The sequence below is a fragment of the Micromonospora sp. C41 genome, from assembly GCF_018070485.1.
Taxonomy (GTDB): Bacteria; Actinomycetota; Actinomycetes; order Mycobacteriales; family Micromonosporaceae; genus Micromonospora; species Micromonospora chalcea.
The window spans coordinates 575,887-591,989 of record NZ_JAGPXP010000001.1 but is presented as its reverse complement, the minus strand read 5'-3'; the positions used below and the strand labels follow the sequence as shown (position 1 = coordinate 591,989).

12 protein-coding genes are annotated in these 16,103 nt (G+C 74.1%); 5 read left to right on the top strand and 7 right to left on the bottom strand.

Translation table 11 applies throughout. The features are described 5' to 3' along the window. Positions 1-13 precede the first annotated feature (13 nt). Positions 14-1,243 carry an epoxide hydrolase family protein gene (locus tag KBX43_RS01715; protein ID WP_210882573.1) on the bottom strand — a complete coding sequence of 410 codons (1,230 nt, stop codon included), beginning with the start codon at positions 1,241-1,243 and terminating at the stop codon, positions 14-16. A 90-nt stretch (positions 1,244-1,333) separates the two neighbouring features. Then, on the bottom strand, positions 1,334-1,549 hold the full coding sequence (locus tag KBX43_RS01710) for a hypothetical protein (protein WP_247677025.1): 216 nt from the start codon (positions 1,547-1,549) through the stop codon (positions 1,334-1,336). A 174-nt stretch (positions 1,550-1,723) separates the two neighbouring features. On the opposite strand from KBX43_RS01710, the gene KBX43_RS01705 reads away from it, so the two are divergent. Beyond that, complete coding sequence (locus tag KBX43_RS01705) at positions 1,724-3,949, top strand: hypothetical protein (RefSeq protein WP_210882564.1); 2,226 nt, start codon at positions 1,724-1,726, stop codon at positions 3,947-3,949. A 13-nt stretch (positions 3,950-3,962) separates the two neighbouring features. Here the strand turns inward: KBX43_RS01705 and KBX43_RS01700 are convergent, their stop codons facing one another. Both KBX43_RS01700 and KBX43_RS01695 read right to left on the bottom strand, forming a co-directional pair. After that, positions 3,963-4,520 carry a GNAT family N-acetyltransferase gene (locus tag KBX43_RS01700; RefSeq protein WP_064445634.1) on the bottom strand — a complete coding sequence of 186 codons (558 nt, stop codon included), beginning with the start codon at positions 4,518-4,520 and terminating at the stop codon, positions 3,963-3,965. Then, positions 4,517-6,553: a penicillin acylase family protein gene (locus KBX43_RS01695; RefSeq protein ID WP_210882562.1), complete on the bottom strand. Its 2,037-nt coding sequence runs from the start codon at positions 6,551-6,553 to the stop codon at positions 4,517-4,519. Before KBX43_RS01695 ends, KBX43_RS01700 begins: the two co-directional genes overlap by 4 nt. Positions 6,554-6,781: 228 nt before the next feature. Between KBX43_RS01695 and KBX43_RS01690 the strand changes: the two genes are divergently transcribed. From KBX43_RS01690 to KBX43_RS01675, 4 genes are read left to right on the top strand one after another with little or no spacing between them, the layout of a single operon-like run. After that, the gene (locus KBX43_RS01690) at positions 6,782-8,335 is read left to right on the top strand and encodes an aspartate aminotransferase family protein (protein ID WP_247677024.1); all 1,554 of its coding nucleotides are present in this window, start codon (positions 6,782-6,784) and stop codon (positions 8,333-8,335) included. 26 nt (positions 8,336-8,361) lie between these two features. Continuing rightward, positions 8,362-9,636, top strand: a complete 1,275-nt coding sequence (locus KBX43_RS01685) for a lysine N(6)-hydroxylase/L-ornithine N(5)-oxygenase family protein (RefSeq protein WP_210882560.1) — start codon at positions 8,362-8,364, stop codon at positions 9,634-9,636. Then, positions 9,633-10,217 (top strand): GNAT family N-acetyltransferase, encoded by a 585-nt coding sequence (locus KBX43_RS01680; RefSeq protein ID WP_113972947.1) that lies wholly within the window; start codon positions 9,633-9,635, stop codon positions 10,215-10,217. Before KBX43_RS01685 ends, KBX43_RS01680 begins: the two co-directional genes overlap by 4 nt. Then, the gene (locus tag KBX43_RS01675; RefSeq protein ID WP_064445629.1) at positions 10,214-11,998 is read left to right on the top strand and encodes an IucA/IucC family siderophore biosynthesis protein; all 1,785 of its coding nucleotides are present in this window, start codon (positions 10,214-10,216) and stop codon (positions 11,996-11,998) included. Before KBX43_RS01680 ends, KBX43_RS01675 begins: the two co-directional genes overlap by 4 nt. A gap of 46 nt (positions 11,999-12,044) precedes the next feature. Here KBX43_RS01675 and KBX43_RS01670 read toward each other — a convergent pair whose 3' ends face one another. From KBX43_RS01670 to KBX43_RS01660, 3 genes are read right to left on the bottom strand one after another with little or no spacing between them, the layout of a single operon-like run. Continuing rightward, on the bottom strand, positions 12,045-12,947 hold the full coding sequence (locus KBX43_RS01670; RefSeq protein ID WP_043323340.1) for a siderophore-interacting protein: 903 nt from the start codon (positions 12,945-12,947) through the stop codon (positions 12,045-12,047). Positions 12,948-12,992: 45 nt separating this feature from the next. Then, positions 12,993-15,095, bottom strand: a complete 2,103-nt coding sequence (locus KBX43_RS01665) for an iron ABC transporter permease (RefSeq protein WP_069088447.1) — start codon at positions 15,093-15,095, stop codon at positions 12,993-12,995. Between the two features lie 5 nt (positions 15,096-15,100). Then, entirely contained in the window at positions 15,101-16,090 is a 990-nt protein-coding gene (locus KBX43_RS01660) for an iron-siderophore ABC transporter substrate-binding protein (RefSeq protein ID WP_043323338.1), read from the bottom strand. Between the last annotated feature and the right edge of the window lie 13 nt (positions 16,091-16,103).

The following is a 16,103-nucleotide window of genomic DNA, read 5'->3' as shown; positions in this document are numbered from 1 at the left end:
TCCGTCCCGGCAGTCAGCGCAGCGAGCGGAAGGCCGCCCGCATCTCCTGCGCGAACAACTCCGGCTGCTCCCAGGCGGCGAAGTGCCCACCCCGGTCCAGCTGGTTGTAGTGGATCAGGTTCGGGTACGCCCGCTCCGCCCAGCTGCGCGGCGCGAGCAGGATCTCGTCCGGGAACTGGCTCACCGCGGCCGGCACCCGGACGCCCTTCGCGGCGAAGAACGACAGCGCGTTCTGCGCGTACAGCCGGGCCGAGGACACGCCGGTGTTGGTCAGCCAGTAGAGCGTGACGTTGTCCAGGATGTCGTCGCGGCTCAGGCCGCCGGGCCAGCCGGCGAAGGCGGCGCAGATCAGATCCAGGCTGGCTGCGTCGTGGTCGAGCATGAACGTCGCCAGCCCGGCCGGCGAGTCGGCGAGCGCCGTCAGCGTCTCCGGGCGGGTCGTCATGATCAGCGCGTACGCGGAGTGCTTCCAGAAGAAGTCGATCCGCTCGCAGGCGGCCCGCTCCTCGTCCGAGAGCCCGGCCGGCAGCTCCGCGAGGGGGTTGTTCACGCCGGTGATGCCGCGTTGCAGCAGCGCGTCGATGTCCGGCGGCACCACGCACGGCATGTTCGTGTGGATGCCGGCCAGCTCCGGCGGCGCCTGCACGCCGAGCATGTCGGTGATCAGCGCGCCCCAGTCGCCGCCCTGGGCCACGAACCGGGTGTAGCCCAGCCGCCGCATCAGCTCGGTCCAGGCGCGGGCGATGTGCTGCGGGTCCCAGCCGGGCCCGTCCGGCTTGCCGGAGAAGCCGTAGCCGGGCATCGACGGGATCACCAGGTGGAACGCGTCCGAGGCGCGGCCGCCGTGCGCGGTCGGGTCGGTGAGCGGGCCGATGATCTTCAGCTGCTCGATCACCGATCCCGGCCACCCGTGAGTGACGATCAGCGGCAGCGCGTCGTCGTGCCGGGACCGGACGTGGATGAAGTGGATGTCCAGGCCGTCGATCTCGGTGACGAAGTTCGGCAGGTCGTTGAGCCGCGCCTCGACCTTGCGCCAGTCGTACTCGGTCGCCCAGTACCGGGCCAGCGCCTGGCTGGTCTCCAGCGGCACACCCTGGGACTGGTCGTCCACCGTCTGGCGCTCTGGCCACCGGGTGGCCGCGAGCCGTTTCCGCAGGTCCTGCAGGTCCGCCTCCGGCACGTCGACGCGGAACTCGCGGATGTCGGCGCCGGTACGCGTCGGCGTCAGGGTCTTGACGGCCACGGGTTGTCCTCCTCGGGTCGGGTCAGGGACCGAACGTGAAGACGTACGCGCGGAGACGCCGACCCAGCGGTCGGCCAGCGTGCGCGCCGATCACCGTGAGCCCCAGATCCCGGTAGTCGCGGTGCCACGCCCGCACGTACGGGCGGTGCGGATCCAGTTCACGCAGGTGTACTCCCAGACGTCGACCAGAACCACGCGCCCGCGCAGCTCCTCCGGCGTCAGCGGCGCGGAGTTCACCCACCGGCGGACGTCGATCGGCGGCAGCCGGGTCGCCACGGCAAGGTCGTCACGCGAAGCACCGGTCATGCGGGACCCCTTCCTCGGCGGACCTTCGGCGGTTACCCGGACGGCACGGCTTCGAACGGCCGCCCGAGGCAGGTGCGCGGGCGTTTGCCCGCCGCCCGGCGGGGTAGGACGCTGCGCCACCCGAGGGCGGGCCGTGCCAGGCGGCGTGGGCGGCCGGGACGTCGCGGAGGGTCGATGACGGCTGGACCAGGGCGGGCGCAGGCCCCCCCGGGCGAGGTGGTGGAGCTGCGGGTGCACGGGGTCTCCGCGGGCGGGGCCGCCGAGGTGCTGGGCCGGCCGCTGGTCCGGCAGGTCGCGGGCGACCGCAGCGCCGGCTTTTACCGTCCCCGTCCGGACCTGGCCGACGGGCGCGGCGCGAGCGGAGTGACGCTGGAGGCGTACCAGTGGAACGACCTGCCGTCCGGCACCGCGCTGCGTACCCTCTCGCTGCTGTTCCTGATGCCCTTCATGCTGCTCAACGTGGCCGTGTGGATGCGGCCGGGGGACGCCGTCGGCGGCGCGGTGGTGCGGGCGCTGTGCCGGGTGCTGGGGTTGAGCCTGACCGCGTTGTACGTGCTCGCCGGGGCCGGGGTCGCGCTGGACCTGGTGGCCTGGCAGTGCCTGTCCGTCCCGGCGTGCGTCGCCGACCGGGAGTGGCTGTCCTGGATGGGCGGGCGGCCGGTCGGGCTGCGGCTGGTGGTGCTGGCGCTGGTCCCGGCGGCCGCGGTGAGCCTGGTCTGGTGGGTCTCCCGGCGGCCGGGACGCTCGTTCACCGCGTTCCGGGCGCCGGAGCGGGCGACGGCCGGGCCTCCGCTGAGCACGATCGGCCAGTGGGACACCGAGCCGCTGATGGGCCGGCTGCGTTCGATCCACATCGCGGCGGCCTTCGCCACCCTCGACGGCTGTCTCCTCGCCGCCCGGGCCGCGCAGGGCGTCCCGCCCACGGTGGCGGTGCTGCTGGCGGTCACCGGCGCGGTGCTGCTCGCCTGCCTGGTCCTGGTCTGCGTGCCGCCGCTCGTCGACCGGGCGCCCACCGACCCGCGACGTGACCGGGTCGCCCGGGTGCTGCGCGGCACCGCGATCGGGCTCACCGTCGTGGTGGCCGGGTATCTGCTGTTCGCCCCGGCCCGCTGGCGTGCCGGCGGCGGGCTGCCCGGCTACGGCTCGATCCTGACCTGGCTGCTGGTCACGCACGCGGTACTGCTCGGCGGCCTGGCCGCGGTGCTGATCTGGCACCGCCTACGAGTCCGCGGCCACCAGCCGCCGAACGGGCTCGGGGCGCTCGTGGTAGCCGCGGCGGCGGGCGGGCTCGCGGTGGCGTACTCCGCCGAGCTGGTCCAGCGCACCGCCGACCTGCTGGACCGGGGCGTGTCCCCGGCGGACGACATACCGGGCCCGGCGCACGCGTACACCTGGGCGATCTACGGCTTCTTCCGCGCGCTGCTGGTCACCCTGGTGGTCGCGGCAGTGGTGGCGCTGGTGTCCCGGCGCGGCCGGATGCGGGCCGCCGGGGCGATCGTCGAGCGGGACTTCCCGTCGCCGCCGGCCGAGGCGGCGCCCCGGCTGCGGCAGGTCCGGACGATGATCGTGCGGGCCCGGTTCACCGACCTGCTGGTGCCGCTGGCGGTGCTGTTCGCCGTCATGGCCGGACTGGGCGCGGCGACCACCGCGATGGCGCTGGTCCGTCCCGATCCGGGCGAGACGCTGGAGCACCGCACGCACGTCCCGGCGGAGCTGGTCATGTTCGGCATCGAGGTGGGCGGGGTGGCGATCTCGGCGGCGGTGCTGGCCCTCATCCTCGCCGGGATCTTCGCCTACCGCAGTCCCGGGTTCCGGCACCACGTCGGCGTGCTCTTCGACCTGGCCACGTTCTGGCCCCGGGCGGCACACCCGTTCGCACCGCCCTGCTACGCCGAGCGGGCCGTGCCGGAGCTGGCCCGGCGCATCACGTACCTGGTGCACAGCGGCAACGGGGTGCTGCTGTCCGGCTACAGCCACGGCTCGGTGCTCGTCGCCGCGACCGTCCTGCAGCTACCGGCGGAGGTCAGCGCGCGGGTCGCCCTGCTCACCTACAGCTCGCCGCTGCGCCGGCTCTACGCCCGCCTGTTCCCCGCCTACGTCGGCGGCGAGATGCTGCGCGGGATCGGCGGCCGGATCGGCTGGCGCTGGCGCAACCTGTGGCGGGACACCGACGCGCTGGGCGGATGGATCTTCTCCCCGCACCGCCCGGACGAGCCGGCCCGCGTCACCGGCCCGGAGGCAACTGTGGACCGTCGCCTCCGGGATCCGGAGAGCCTGGTCGCCCCGCCCTGGGACAGCGTCCCCCCGCCGATCAAGGGTCACCTCCCGTCGGAGGACGACCCGGCGTACGCCGAGACGGTGCGGGACCTGGCCGGGCGGCTGCGCGCCGCCGAGCCGTGACGCGGGCATGGCTTCACGCGGGCGGGTGCTCCGCCTCGAACCGCTCCCGGGTGAGGAACGCCAGCCTCGCCCGCTTGTCCGGCATGTCGATGTCGGGGCCGAACGTGAAGCCCTCGATGCGCAGGCGGCGCAGCATGGCGTCGTTGCGCACGTCCGGCTCGGCCACCACGCGACGCGCGGCCGGGTCACGCAGCAGGAACCGCATCAGGGCCGGGAAGACCGCGCCGGTCACGCCGCGCGGGTACCGCCGGGGCGGGTCGAGCAGCAGGTGCATCCCCACGTCGCCGGGCTGCACCGGGTAACGCTCGCCGACCGGGTCCGCCTCCGGCTGGTACGTCTGGAACAGCCCGATCGGCTCGCCGTCGAGCCGGATCAGGTACGCGTGGTGGGTCTCCAGCCCGTCGACGAACGCGTAGATGTCGCGTACCTGGTCGACGGTGTGCGAGCCCATGCCCCAGAACCGGTTGCGGGGCCGGATCACCCAGCCGTGCAGCAGGCCGGCGTCCCGCTCGGGGCGGAGCGGCTCCAGCGCCAGCGCGCCGAGGCCGGAAATCGACTCCAGGTGGATCACGTCGTCTCGTCTCCCGTCAGTGGGCCGGCGGGCACCGGGATCAGCGTCCCGGCGGCCCAGTGGGTCAGCTGGTCGGCGAAGTGCGGATCGCCGGGGCGCCCGGACGCGCCGAACGGGACGATCCAGCGGCTGGCCGCCCGGTCGGTCAGGTCCCACACGTAGCGGGCCACCGGGCCGCGCCAGCAGGCGTCGGAGACGCCCGGCACGCTGGAGGTGGCCAGCACGCAGTCGGTGTCACCGGCCAGCGCCACCCGCTCCCGCATCGCGGTCACCGCGTCGGTGACCGCAGGGGCGACGCCCAGGTGCACCGGGTGCAGCAGGTGCCGGCTGCCCCACTCACCGGGCGGCGGGCCGGCGGCCACCTCGGCCAGCGCCTCGGCCGCCGGTTCCGCGAGGTCGAACCCGGCCGCGAGGTGGTCCAGCGCCAGGCCGATCCGCGCCGCCGGGTCGGTCCAGGGGGCGAACAGCTCGTCGAACCCGCACGGCTCGTCGAGCGCACGCAACCCCGGGTGTACGCGCAGCCGCCGGGCCAGCGCCGCCCGCCAGGCCGCGTACGCGCCCGCCTCGGCCGACCCGCCCGCCATCGCCCGGTCCCATCGGCGCAGCCGCCGCAGCAGCGCGCGGGCGGGTTCGTCGAGCCGGCCCGGGTCGAGCCGGTCGAGCAGCCGGTACAGCGGGCCGGCCGGGAGCCGGTCGTCGGTGTGCACTGTGGACGCCTCGGCGCCGTCGGCGAGCAGCGCGCGGATCCGGCGCGCCCGGTGCGGCGGGGCGAAGTCGACACCGTGCGCTGCGACGTCGTCGCGGCGGTCGTTGGCGCACACCGCCACGCCGTCGACCGGCTCGTCCACCGGCGGCACGTAGTCGCCCCGCCACCGGTAGGCCGGCTCCCAGGCCGGCACCGGCTCCCGGCGGCACCGTTCGTCGCGTACCGGGACCAGGCCGGCGACCAGACGGCGGACGCCGCCCTCGGTGTCGGCGGTGAGCACGCTGTTGACCGGCTCGACCCAGTGGCGCAGCGCGTCGGCGACGTCGGCGGCGCGCCGGGCGCGCAGCAGCGGCAGCAGCGCCTCGAAGCCGAGCCGGGCCTCCACCCGGCTCGGGGCGCGCAGCGCGATGGCCTCGCCGGTGACCCGGTCGTGGTCGATCACCGGGCCGCGGGGCGTCTCGATCACCTCGACCGTCTCCGGGTCGCCGCCGCGGACCTCGATCTCCTCGACGTGACGCGCGACCGGGGTCCAGCCGTCGGCGTCGCGCGCCAGCACCCGGTCGCCGTCGCGGCGCAGCCGCTCGCGGTAGAGGTCCTGGTAGTCGGCCATCGCGTTGGTGACGGCCCAGGCCACGTGGCCGGTGTGGCCGAAGTGCGGCAGGCCCGGCACGCCGGGGAAGGCGAGGCCGACCACGTCGAACTCCGGGCAGGCCAGCCGGACCTGCTGGTAGACGCCGGGCAGTTCGAGCAGCCGGTGCGGGTCGCCGGCGATCAGCGGGCCGCGCCCGGTGGCCGGGTCGGCGGGCAGCGCCCAGGCGTTGCTGCCCGACGACGCGGGTCCTTCCACGGCGAACAGTCCGGCCGCATCGGGGCCGAGCGTGCGGGCCACGTGCGCGTGCCAGAGCTTGTTCGGGAAGGTGGAGAACAGCACGTGCTGGACGAGGAACACGCCGAGCGGCGACCAGGGGCGCCAGGGTTCGGGCGCGGCGCCGGTGGCGGTGAACTCGGGCGCGGCGGCGGCGCCCTCGGCGAGTCCGGCGTTGACCCCGTCCACGTACGCCTCGACCCATCGCCGGGTGTCCGGGTCCAGCCGTTCGTAGCAGCGCCGGGCGGTGTCGTCCAGCCGTACGCGGCGGGCGAACCGGTCCCACGCCAGCTCGGACGGTCCGACGTGGGCGGCCAGGCGGCCCTCGGCACGCCATCGTTCGACGCTGATCTGCCACGCCCGGTCGGTCGCGGCGACACGCCCCTGCAGACGGGCCAGCGCGTCGGCGTCACCGGCCCACAGTTGCGGCACGCCCCACTGATCGCGATCGACGCGCGTCACCGTCTCGGCCCGCCTCGGCGCGCCGGGCGGCGGTTCCGTTCCACAGTCAACTTAGGATAACCTCCCCTAACCGAGGGCGACCTTACCGCGACACGCGGCAGGCGCCAACCGGCGGTAGTTCCAGGACAAAGCGCACCGAGTCGCGCTTGCTAGTTAGGCGAGCCTAACCTAACCTGATCGCCGCGGCTGTGGCCGCACGTCCTGTCCGTACGACCGCTGGGAAGTCGCATGAGTTCGATCGGGAGCCCGACCGGCGCCGCGCCCACCGACACCGGCCGCGCCGCCGCCACGGCCCGCGACCACCTGTTCAACGCCGGCTCGCTCGCGCGGTACCGGGACGTGCTGGCGCGCGGCGTCGACCGGGTCGCCCGGCGGGTCGGCGAGGTGGACACGCCGTTCACCGGCGTCACGCCCGACCAGCTGGCGCCGCTCATCGGCGGCATCGACCTCGACCGGCCGCTCGGCGACACCGACGCCGCCCTGGACGAGCTGCACGACGTGTGGCTACGCGACGCGGTGTGGTTCCACCACCCGCGCTACCTCGCCCACCTCAACTGCCCGGTGGTCATCCCGGCGCTGCTCGGCGAGGCGGTGCTCAGCGCGGTGAACTCCTCACTGGACACCTGGGACCAGAGCACCGGAGCCACCCTGATGGAGCGGCGCCTGATCGAGTGGACGGCCGGGCGGATCGGGCTGGGTCCGACCGCCGACGGGGTGTTCACCAGCGGCGGCACCCAGTCGAACCTCCAGGCCATGCTGCTGGCCCGGGAGGAGGCGTACCGCCGGGCGGTGGGTGGCGCGGCCACCCGGCCGGACCGGCCGCAGGTGCTGTCCCGGCTGCGCGTCATCACCTCCGCGGCCGGGCACTTCAGCGTGCAGAAGGCCGCCAAGCTGCTCGGCCTCGCCGCCGACGCGGTGCTCACCGTACCCACCGACGCGGCCCGCCGGATGCGCGCCGACGAGCTGGCCCGCACTATCGACAACTGCCACCGCGACGGTCAGGTGGTGATGGCAGTGGTCGCCACCGCCGGCACCACCGACTTCGGCAGCATCGACCCGCTGCCCGAGATCGCCGACATCTGCGCCGACGCGGGCGTCTGGATGCACGTCGACGCCGCGTACGGCTGCGGGCTGCTCGTCTCCCCCACCCGCCGCCACCTGCTCGACGGCATCGAGCGGGCCACCTCGGTGACAGTCGACTACCACAAGTCGTTCTTCCAGCCGGTCAGCTCCAGCGCGCTGCTGGTGCGCGACGGCCGGGCGCTGCGCCACGCCACCTGGCACGCCGACTACCTCAACCCGGCCCGCGCCGTCGAGCAGGGCATCCCGAACCAGGTCGACAAGAGCATCCAGACGACGCGGCGGTTCGACGCCTGCAAGCTCTGGCTGACCCTGCGGATCATGGGGCCGGACGCGGTCGGCGAGCTGTTCGACCAGGTCGTCGACCTCGCGGCGCAGGCGTGGCAGCGGCTCGACGCCGACCCGCGCTTCGAGGTGGCCGCACCGTCGCAGCTGAGCACAGTGGTCTTCCGCTACCGGCCGTCCGGCCTCGCCCCCGACCTGGCCGACGAGGCCAACCTGCACGCCCGCGACGCGCTGGCCGCCTCCGGCGCCGCCCTGGTCGCCGGCACCAAGGTCGACGGCGCGCACCACCTGAAGCTCACGCTGCTCAACCCCGAGACCACAGTGGACGACATCGCCCACGTGCTGGACCTCATCGCCGACCACGCCGCCTGGTACGCCCGGACCGCTGCCGCCGAGCTGTCCTGCCCGGTCGGCTGACCCCCGTCGAGGAGAACGAGAACCCCATGTCGACCCACGACTTCATCGCCGTCGGGCTGGGCCCCTACAACCTCGGCCTGGCCTGCCTCACCGCGCCGATCGACGACCTCGACGGGCTGTTCCTGGAGGCCCGCGACAGCTTCGACTGGCATCCCGGCATGCTGCTCGAATCGACCCGGCTCCAGACGCCGTTCATCGCCGACCTGGTCACGCTCGCGGACCCCACCTCGCCGTACTCGTTCCTGAGCTACCTGAAGGAGACCGGGCGGCTCTACCCGTTCTACATCCGGGAGAGCTTCTTCCCGCTGCGCGCCGAGTACAACGACTACTGCCGCTGGGCCGCCGCCAAGCTGCCGAACCTGCGCTTCCGGCACGCCGTCACCGCCGTCGAGTACGACGCGACCGACGACCGGTACGTGGTGCGCGCCGACACGCCGGACGGGCCGGTCACCCACCGGGCCCGGCACCTCGTGCTCGGCACCGGCACCCCGCCGTACCTGCCGCCGGCCTGCGCCGGGCTGGGCGGTGACCTGATCCACAACTCGCGCTACCTGGAACACCGGGAGGCGCTGCGGGCCAAGGACAGCATCACCATCGTCGGCAGCGGCCAGAGCGCCGCCGAGATCTACCACGACCTGCTCGGCGACATCGACACGTACGGCTACCAGCTCACCTGGGTGACCCGCTCGCCCCGGTTCTTCCCGCTGGAGTACACCAAGCTCACGCTGGAGATGACCTCGCCGGACTACGTGGACTACTTCCACGCGCTGCCCGAGCCGACCCGCTACGCGCTGGAGGCCGCGCAGAAGCCGCTGTTCAAGGGCATCAACGCCGACCTGATCAACGACATCTACGACCTGCTGTACGCCAAGAGCCTGCACGGACCGGCGCCCACCCGCCTGCTGACGAACACCGAACTGGTCGAGGCGGCGTACGCCGACGGCCGCTACCGGCTCGGGCTGCGCCACACCGAGCAGGACCGCGCGTTCACGCTGGACACCGCAGGACTGGTGCTGGCCACCGGCTACCACTACCGGGTGCCGGAGTTCCTCGCGCCGGTACGCGACCGGCTGCGCTTCGACGCGCACGGCCGCTTCGACGTGGCCCGCAACTACAGCGTCGACCACACCGGCCGCCGGGTGTTCCTGCAGAACGGGGGCACGCACACGCACAGCATCACCTCGCCGGACCTGGGCATGGGTCCGTACCGCAACTCGTGGCTGATCCGGGAGATGACCGGCCGCGAGCACTACCCGGTGGAGAAGAGCATCGCGTTCCAGGAGTTCGGAGCGCCGGCGTGAGCGCGTTCACCCGCGTCGACGACGCGCTGGGCGAGTTCACGCTGCGCCCGCTGGACCCGGACGCCGACGCCGCGCTGCTGCACCGCTGGGTCACCCATCCCAAGTCCGCGTTCTGGCTGATGCAGGACGCCGACGTGGCCGCCGTCGCCGCCGAGTACCGGCGCATCGCCGACCACCCGCACCACGACGCGTACCTCGGGTCGTGGCGCGGCACCCCGGCGTTCCTGGCCGAACGGTACGACCCGGCGCACGTCGAGCTGGTCGGCCTGTACGACCCGGAGCCCGGCGACGTGGGCATGCACTTCCTCTGCGCACCCGCCGACACGCCGGTGCACGGCTTCACCCGCGCCGTCATCACCACGGTGATGGCCTGGCTGTTCGCCGACCCGGCGACCCGCCGCGTGGTGGTGGAACCCGACGTGCGCAACACGGCGGTGCACGCGCTCAACGCGGCCGTCGGCTTCACCGTCGTCGGCCCGATCCGCAAGCCCGAGAAGGAGGCGCTGCTCAGCGTCTGCACCCGGGACCAGTTCCGGGCCGCCACCGGCGCGCCCGCAGGCGAGGAAGGGGCACCGGCGTGAACGCCAGCGCAGCAGTGGACCACCTGACCCCCGAGGCGTGGGCGACCGCCAACCGGCTGCTGGTGCGCAAGGCGCTCGCCGAGTTCGCCCACGAGCGCCTGATCACCCCCGAGCCCACCGGCCCCGGGCAGTGGCTGGTCCGCAGCGACGACGCCGCCGTCGAGTACCGGTTCGCCGCGCGGCGGCTGGCGCTGGACCACTGGGAGGTCGACGCGGACAGCATCGTGCGCCGCCGCGACGGCGCGGACCTGCCGCCGGACGCCGTGGATCTGTGCGTGGAGCTGCGCGGCGCGCTCGGCCTCACCGACGCGATCCTGCCGGTCTACCTGGAGGAGATCACCTCCACGCTGGCCGGAACCGCGTACAAGCTGGCCAAGCCCGCGGTGAGCGCCGCCGAGCTGGCCGCCGCCGGGTTCCAGGCGATCGAGACCGGCATGACCGAGGGCCACCCCTGCTTCGTGGCCAACAACGGCCGCCTCGGCTTCGGCGTGCACGAGTACCGCGCGTACGCCCCGGAGGCCGCCGCGCCGGTACGGCTGCTCTGGCTCGCCGCGCACCGCGACCACACCACGTTCACCTGCGCCGACGACCTGGACTACGACACGCTGATGCGGGCCGAGCTGGGCGAGGCGACGCTGGCCGGGTTCACCGGCACGCTCACCGGGCTGGGCCTGGACCCGGCCGACTACCTGTTCGTCCCCGTGCACCCGTGGCAGTGGTGGAACAAGCTCGCCGTCACGTTCGCCGGTGAGGTGGCCGCGCGCCGGCTGGTCTGCCTCGGCGAAGGGCCGGACGAATACCTGGCGCAGCAGTCCATCCGCACCTTCTTCAACGTCAGCGACCCGGCGAAGCACTACGTGAAGACCGCGCTGTCGGTGCTGAACATGGGCTTCATGCGCGGGCTGTCCGCCGCGTACATGGAGGCGACGCCGGCGATCAACGACTGGCTGGCCGGGCTGATCGAGGGCGACCCGGTGCTCAAGCGCACCGGCCTGTCGATCATCCGGGAGCGCGCCGCGATCGGTTACCGGCACCGGCAGTACGAGGCGGCCACCGATCGCTATTCGCCGTACCGGAAGATGCTGGCGGCGCTGTGGCGGGAGAGCCCGGTGCCCGGGCTGGAACCCGGGCGGCGGCTGGCCACCATGGCCTCGCTGCTGCACCTGGACCGCGACGGCCGGTCGCTGGCCGCGGCGCTGATCGACGAGTCCGGGCTGGCCCCGGCCGACTGGCTGCGCCGCTACCTGGACGCCTACCTGGTGCCGCTGCTGCACAGCCTGTACGCCCACGACCTGGCGTTCATGCCGCACGGCGAGAACGTCATCCTGGTGCTGCGCGACGGCGTCGTCGAGCGGGTCGTGTTCAAGGACATCGCCGAGGAGATCGTGGTGATGGACCCGGACGCGGACCTGCCGGAGCGGGTCCGGCGGATCCGGGCCGCCGTACCCGAGGACGAGAAGATCCTGTCCATCTTCACCGACGTCTTCGACTGCTTCCTGCGGCACCTCAGCGCCACCCTGCACACCCGGGGCGTGCTCGACCAGGCCGAGTTCTGGCGCACCGTCGCCGCGTGTGCCGCCGACTACGCCGCCACGGTGCCGCACCTGGCCGACCGGATGCGCCGGCACGACCTGTTCGCGCCGGAGTTCACGCTGTCCTGCCTCAACCGGCTCCAGTTGCGTAACAACCAGCAGATGGTGGACCTGTCCGACCCGTCGGCCGCGTTGCAGTTCGCCGGCACGCTGGTCAACCCGCTCGCCCCGTACGCGCCGCGCGGATGACGAAGCGGGCCGGCGCGTCGTGCGCCGGCCCGCTCCCGCGAGACGATCAGTTCTCCGCGCGACCGGCCCGCCAGTAGCCCATGAACGCCACCGCGCGCCGGTCCATGCCCCGCTCGGTGACCAGGTGCCGCCGCAGGCCGCGGATCACCGCCGCCTCCCCGGCCAGCCAGGCGTAGAGCGCCGCGCCGTCGGGCCGCTCCGGCACCTCCCAGAGGATGTCCCGGTCCACGTCCACCTCGGCCAGCGGTGCGGCGCCCGCCGCGACAGGTACCGGCACCAGCCGGCCGGCCAGGCTCGTCACGGCCGGGGTGAGCCGGCTGCCGTGCGGGGCGCCGTCGCGGGGCAGCCAGGTCACCGTGACGCCGGCCGGGGGCCGGCAGGGCAGCTCGTCGCCGGTCTCCGGCACCTCCACCAGCGCGTGCCCGCGCGCGTCGGCGGGCAGCCGCTCCAGGATCGCGCAGATCGCCGGCGCTGCGGTCTCGTCGCCGGCCAGCAGCAGCGTCGCCCCGGCGGGCGGCTGGAACTCGACACCGCCGTGCGGGCCGTCCCAGCCGGCGTCCGGGCCGACCACGGCGATCCGGTCGCCGAGGCGGGCCCGCCGGGCCCAGCGGGTGGCCGGGCCGCCGTCGCCGTGCAGCGCCATGTCCACGTCCACCTCGTACGCCTCCGGCCGGACCGCGCGGACCGTGTAGGTGCGGATCGGGCTGCGCAGCGCGTCCGGCAGCTCACGCCACCGCGGGAACCAGTCCGGCCCGTCGGGCAGCTCCCCCGACGCGCCGTCGACCGGTGGCAGGGCCAGCTTGATCCGCTGGTCGTACCCGTTGTCGGCGAACCGGTCCAGGTCCGGGCCGGTGAGCGTCACGCGCAGGAACGACGGGCCGAGCCGGCGTAGCGCGCGGACCTCGACGGTGAAGACTCGCCAGGGCGCGACGGCCAGGGTGCTGGTCATGCGTCATTCCTCTCACGTGCGGGGGGTGGTTCGTCGGCGAACGGGTCAACGGGCGGCCGCGGCGGCGCGGGAACGCCACAGCAGCCAGACGAAGTACGGGGTGCCGATCATGGCGGTGACCAGACCGGCGGGGACCTGGGCGGGGGCGATGACGCTGCGGCCGAGCGTGTCGGCGAGGCTGACCAGGGTGGCGCCGAGCAGCACCGCGACCGGCAGGACGCGGGTGTGCCGCCCGCCGACGAGCGCCCGGGCCGCGTGCGGCGCGACCAGGCCGACGAAGCCGATCACGCCGACCGCCGACACGGCGGTGGCGGTGAGCAGCGCCGCCAGGCCGAGCGCGACCAGCCGGGCGCGTTCCAGCCGGACGCCGAGCACCCGGGGCGTGTCGTCGTCGAGCGCGAGCAGGTCCAGCTCGCGGCGCACGGCGGCGACCACCGGCAGCGCGACCAGCAGCGCGATCGCCACCGGCAGCACCTGCGGGGCGGTGCGCCCGTAGGTGGAGCCGGACAGCCAGGTCAGCGCCTTGCCGGTGTTCCACGGGTCGGAGGACACCACGATGAACGTAATGATCGCCGTGCCGCCCTGCCAGACCGCGAACCCGATCAGCACCAGCCGGTCGGAGTTGAGTCCCCGCCGCCGGGCCAGGCCGTAGACCAGCGCGAACGCGACGACCGCGCCGAGACCGGCGGCGCCGGACAGGGCGAGCACGCCGGCCATCGGCGCGAACGTCAGCAGCGACACCGCGCCGATGCCGGCACCGCCGGTGATGCCGAGGATGCCCGGCTCGGCCAGCGGGTTGCGGCAGACCGCCTGCACTGTGGTGCCGGCCAGGGCCAGCGCGGCGCCGGCCAGCAGCGCCGCGGCGACGCGCGGCCAGCGGGCGTCCAGCACGAAGGTGTACGCCGGTCCGGTGCGGCCCTGCACCCAGTTGACGATGTCGCCCAGCAGCACCCAGGTGTCACCGGCGAGCATGCCGAGCACCAGCGCGGCGGTGACGACGACCGCGCAGACCGCGACGACGGCGGCGACGAAGCCGCGGGAGCGCACGGCGGCGTGGCCGCCCGGCGCCTGCCGGGTCGGTCCGGCGTCGCGGTGGCGGCGGGCCAGCCAGACCAGCAGCACCGCGCCGAAGAGCGTGGTCACCACGCCGGTCGGCACGTCGACACCGGCCTGGCCGCCGAGCACGGCGCGCAGCAGCACGTCGGAGCCGAGCACGATGACCACGCCGACGATGCCGGACAGCGGCATCAGGACGCGGTGCCGGTGCACCTCGGGCACCCACTTGCCGAGCAGCCGGACGATCACCGGCGCGCCGAGACCGACGAAGCCGATCGGGCCGGCCAGGGTGACCGCCGCGGCGGAGAGCAGCACCGCCAGCAGCACGACCGTGAGCCGGGTACGACGCACGTTGAGCCCGAGCACGGTGGCGGTGTCGTCGCCGAGGGCGAGCAGGTCCAGCCGGTGCCCGAGTGCCACGAGCACCAGTGCGGCGACAGCGATCACGGGGGCGAGCTGGGTGAACGCGACCAGGTCGCCCTGCACGAGCGAGCCGTTGCCCCAGGCGAACAGGCCGATGGTGGCCTGCTCGAACAGCAGCATGAGCAGCATGGTCAGCGAGGACAGCGCCATCGCGGTGGCCGAGCCGGCGAGGATGAGCCGGGTGGTGGCGGCCTGGCCGCCGGCCGAGAGCAGCATGACCAGGGAGGCGGCGGCGAGTCCGCCGCAGAACGCCAGCCCGCCCGCGGGCAGCGCGGGCAGCGCGATCCCGAACGCGGCGGTGGAGACGATCGCCAGGTGCGCGCCCGCGTTGACGGCGAGCGTGTCCGGCGAGGCGAGCGGGTTGCGGGTGGTCGACTGCAACGCCGCGCCGGCGAAGCCGAGCGCGACGCCGACGGCCAGGCCGGTGAGCAGCCGGGGCAGGCGGGAGGCGACGAGCACCCGGGCGGTCTCGTCGTCGCCGCCGGTGAGCAGCCGGAGCAGGTCCAGCGCCCCGACCGAGGAGGTGCCCTGGGTGAGGTGCACCGCGGTGATCGCGACGAGCAGCGCGGCGGCGAGGGCGAACGCGCCGGCGACCCGGCTGCGCCGGGCGGGCGGCGGCCCGGCCGGGGCCGGCCGGGTGGCCGGCCCCGGTGGGGCGGGGGCGGTCATCGCGCTCAAGCCGTGTAGACCTTGACCAGCTCGTCGATGTACTGCTTGGCGGAGAGCGTGCCGCCGAAGGTCCAGATGCCGTTGGGCATCTTGTGCAGCTTGTTCTGCTGGACGAACGGCAGGGAACGCCAGATCGCGTTGCCGGCGAGGCCGTCGGCGAACACGTCGGTGCCGTCCGAGGCGTTGTAGAAGAAGTGCAGGTCCTGGCTCTTGAGGACGGTCATGCCCTCGACGTCGGTCTGGCCCAGGCCCCACATCTCGTCGGTCTTGCCGGTCCAGGCGTTCTTGAGGCCGAGCTGGATGCCTAGCTGGGAGACGAGCGCGCCCTCGCCGAACATCCGGATCGAGACGGTGCTGCCTTCCTTCCAGCCGTCGGCGATCGCGAACTGCTTGCCGGCCGCACCGGCGTCGGCGATCTTCTTCTTGCCGTCGGCGAGCGCGGCGTCGAAGTCGGCGAGCAGCTTGTCCGCCTGCGCGGTGCGCCCGGTCGCGGTGGCGATCATCTTCAGGTCCGAGCGCATCCGGCCGATGTTGTCGGAGGCGTCGCTGCCCTTGGTGACCAGCACCGGGACGTACTTCTCCAGCTGGGTGACGACGGCGGAGCCGCGCTCGGCCTCCATCACCACGAGGTCCGGCTGGAGGGCGACGATGGAGTCGACGCTCGGCTCACCCCGGGTGCCGACGTCCTTGACGCTCGGGTCGAGCGGGGCGGCGGTCACCCAGGTGGCGTACCCCTTGGGGTCGGCCACGCCGACCGGCATCACGCCGAGGCCGACGAGCATCTCGACCTCGCCCCACTCCAGGCCGACGACCTTGGTGGCGGGGCTCTTGAGCGTGATGGTCTTGCCCCGGCTGTCGGTGACGGTGACCGGGCCGGTGGGCGCGGCGTCGGAGGAGGACGGTGCGGCGGCGGGCTCCTCGGTGGTGCCGCAGCCGGCGATCAGCAGCGCGCTCGCCGCGGCGGCGGCGAGCAGGGTCAGGCGGGTACGCAGCATCGGTTTCTCTTCT

What these genes read in the sequence shown, in the direction of transcription:
- KBX43_RS01710 (WP_247677025.1), bottom strand. Translation starts at nt 1,549, where the DNA reads ATGACCGGTGCTTCGCGTGACGACCTTGCCGTGGCGACCCGGCTGCCG.
- KBX43_RS01705 (WP_210882564.1), top strand. Translation starts at nt 1,724, where the DNA reads ATGACGGCTGGACCAGGGCGGGCGCAGGCCCCCCCGGGCGAGGTGGTG.
- KBX43_RS01690 (WP_247677024.1), top strand. Translation starts at nt 6,782, where the DNA reads ATGAGTTCGATCGGGAGCCCGACCGGCGCCGCGCCCACCGACACCGGC.
- KBX43_RS01685 (WP_210882560.1), top strand. Translation starts at nt 8,362, where the DNA reads ATGTCGACCCACGACTTCATCGCCGTCGGGCTGGGCCCCTACAACCTC.
- KBX43_RS01670 (WP_043323340.1), bottom strand. Translation starts at nt 12,947, where the DNA reads ATGACCAGCACCCTGGCCGTCGCGCCCTGGCGAGTCTTCACCGTCGAG.
- KBX43_RS01665 (WP_069088447.1), bottom strand. Translation starts at nt 15,095, where the DNA reads ATGACCGCCCCCGCCCCACCGGGGCCGGCCACCCGGCCGGCCCCGGCC.
- KBX43_RS01660 (WP_043323338.1), bottom strand. Translation starts at nt 16,090, where the DNA reads ATGCTGCGTACCCGCCTGACCCTGCTCGCCGCCGCCGCGGCGAGCGCG.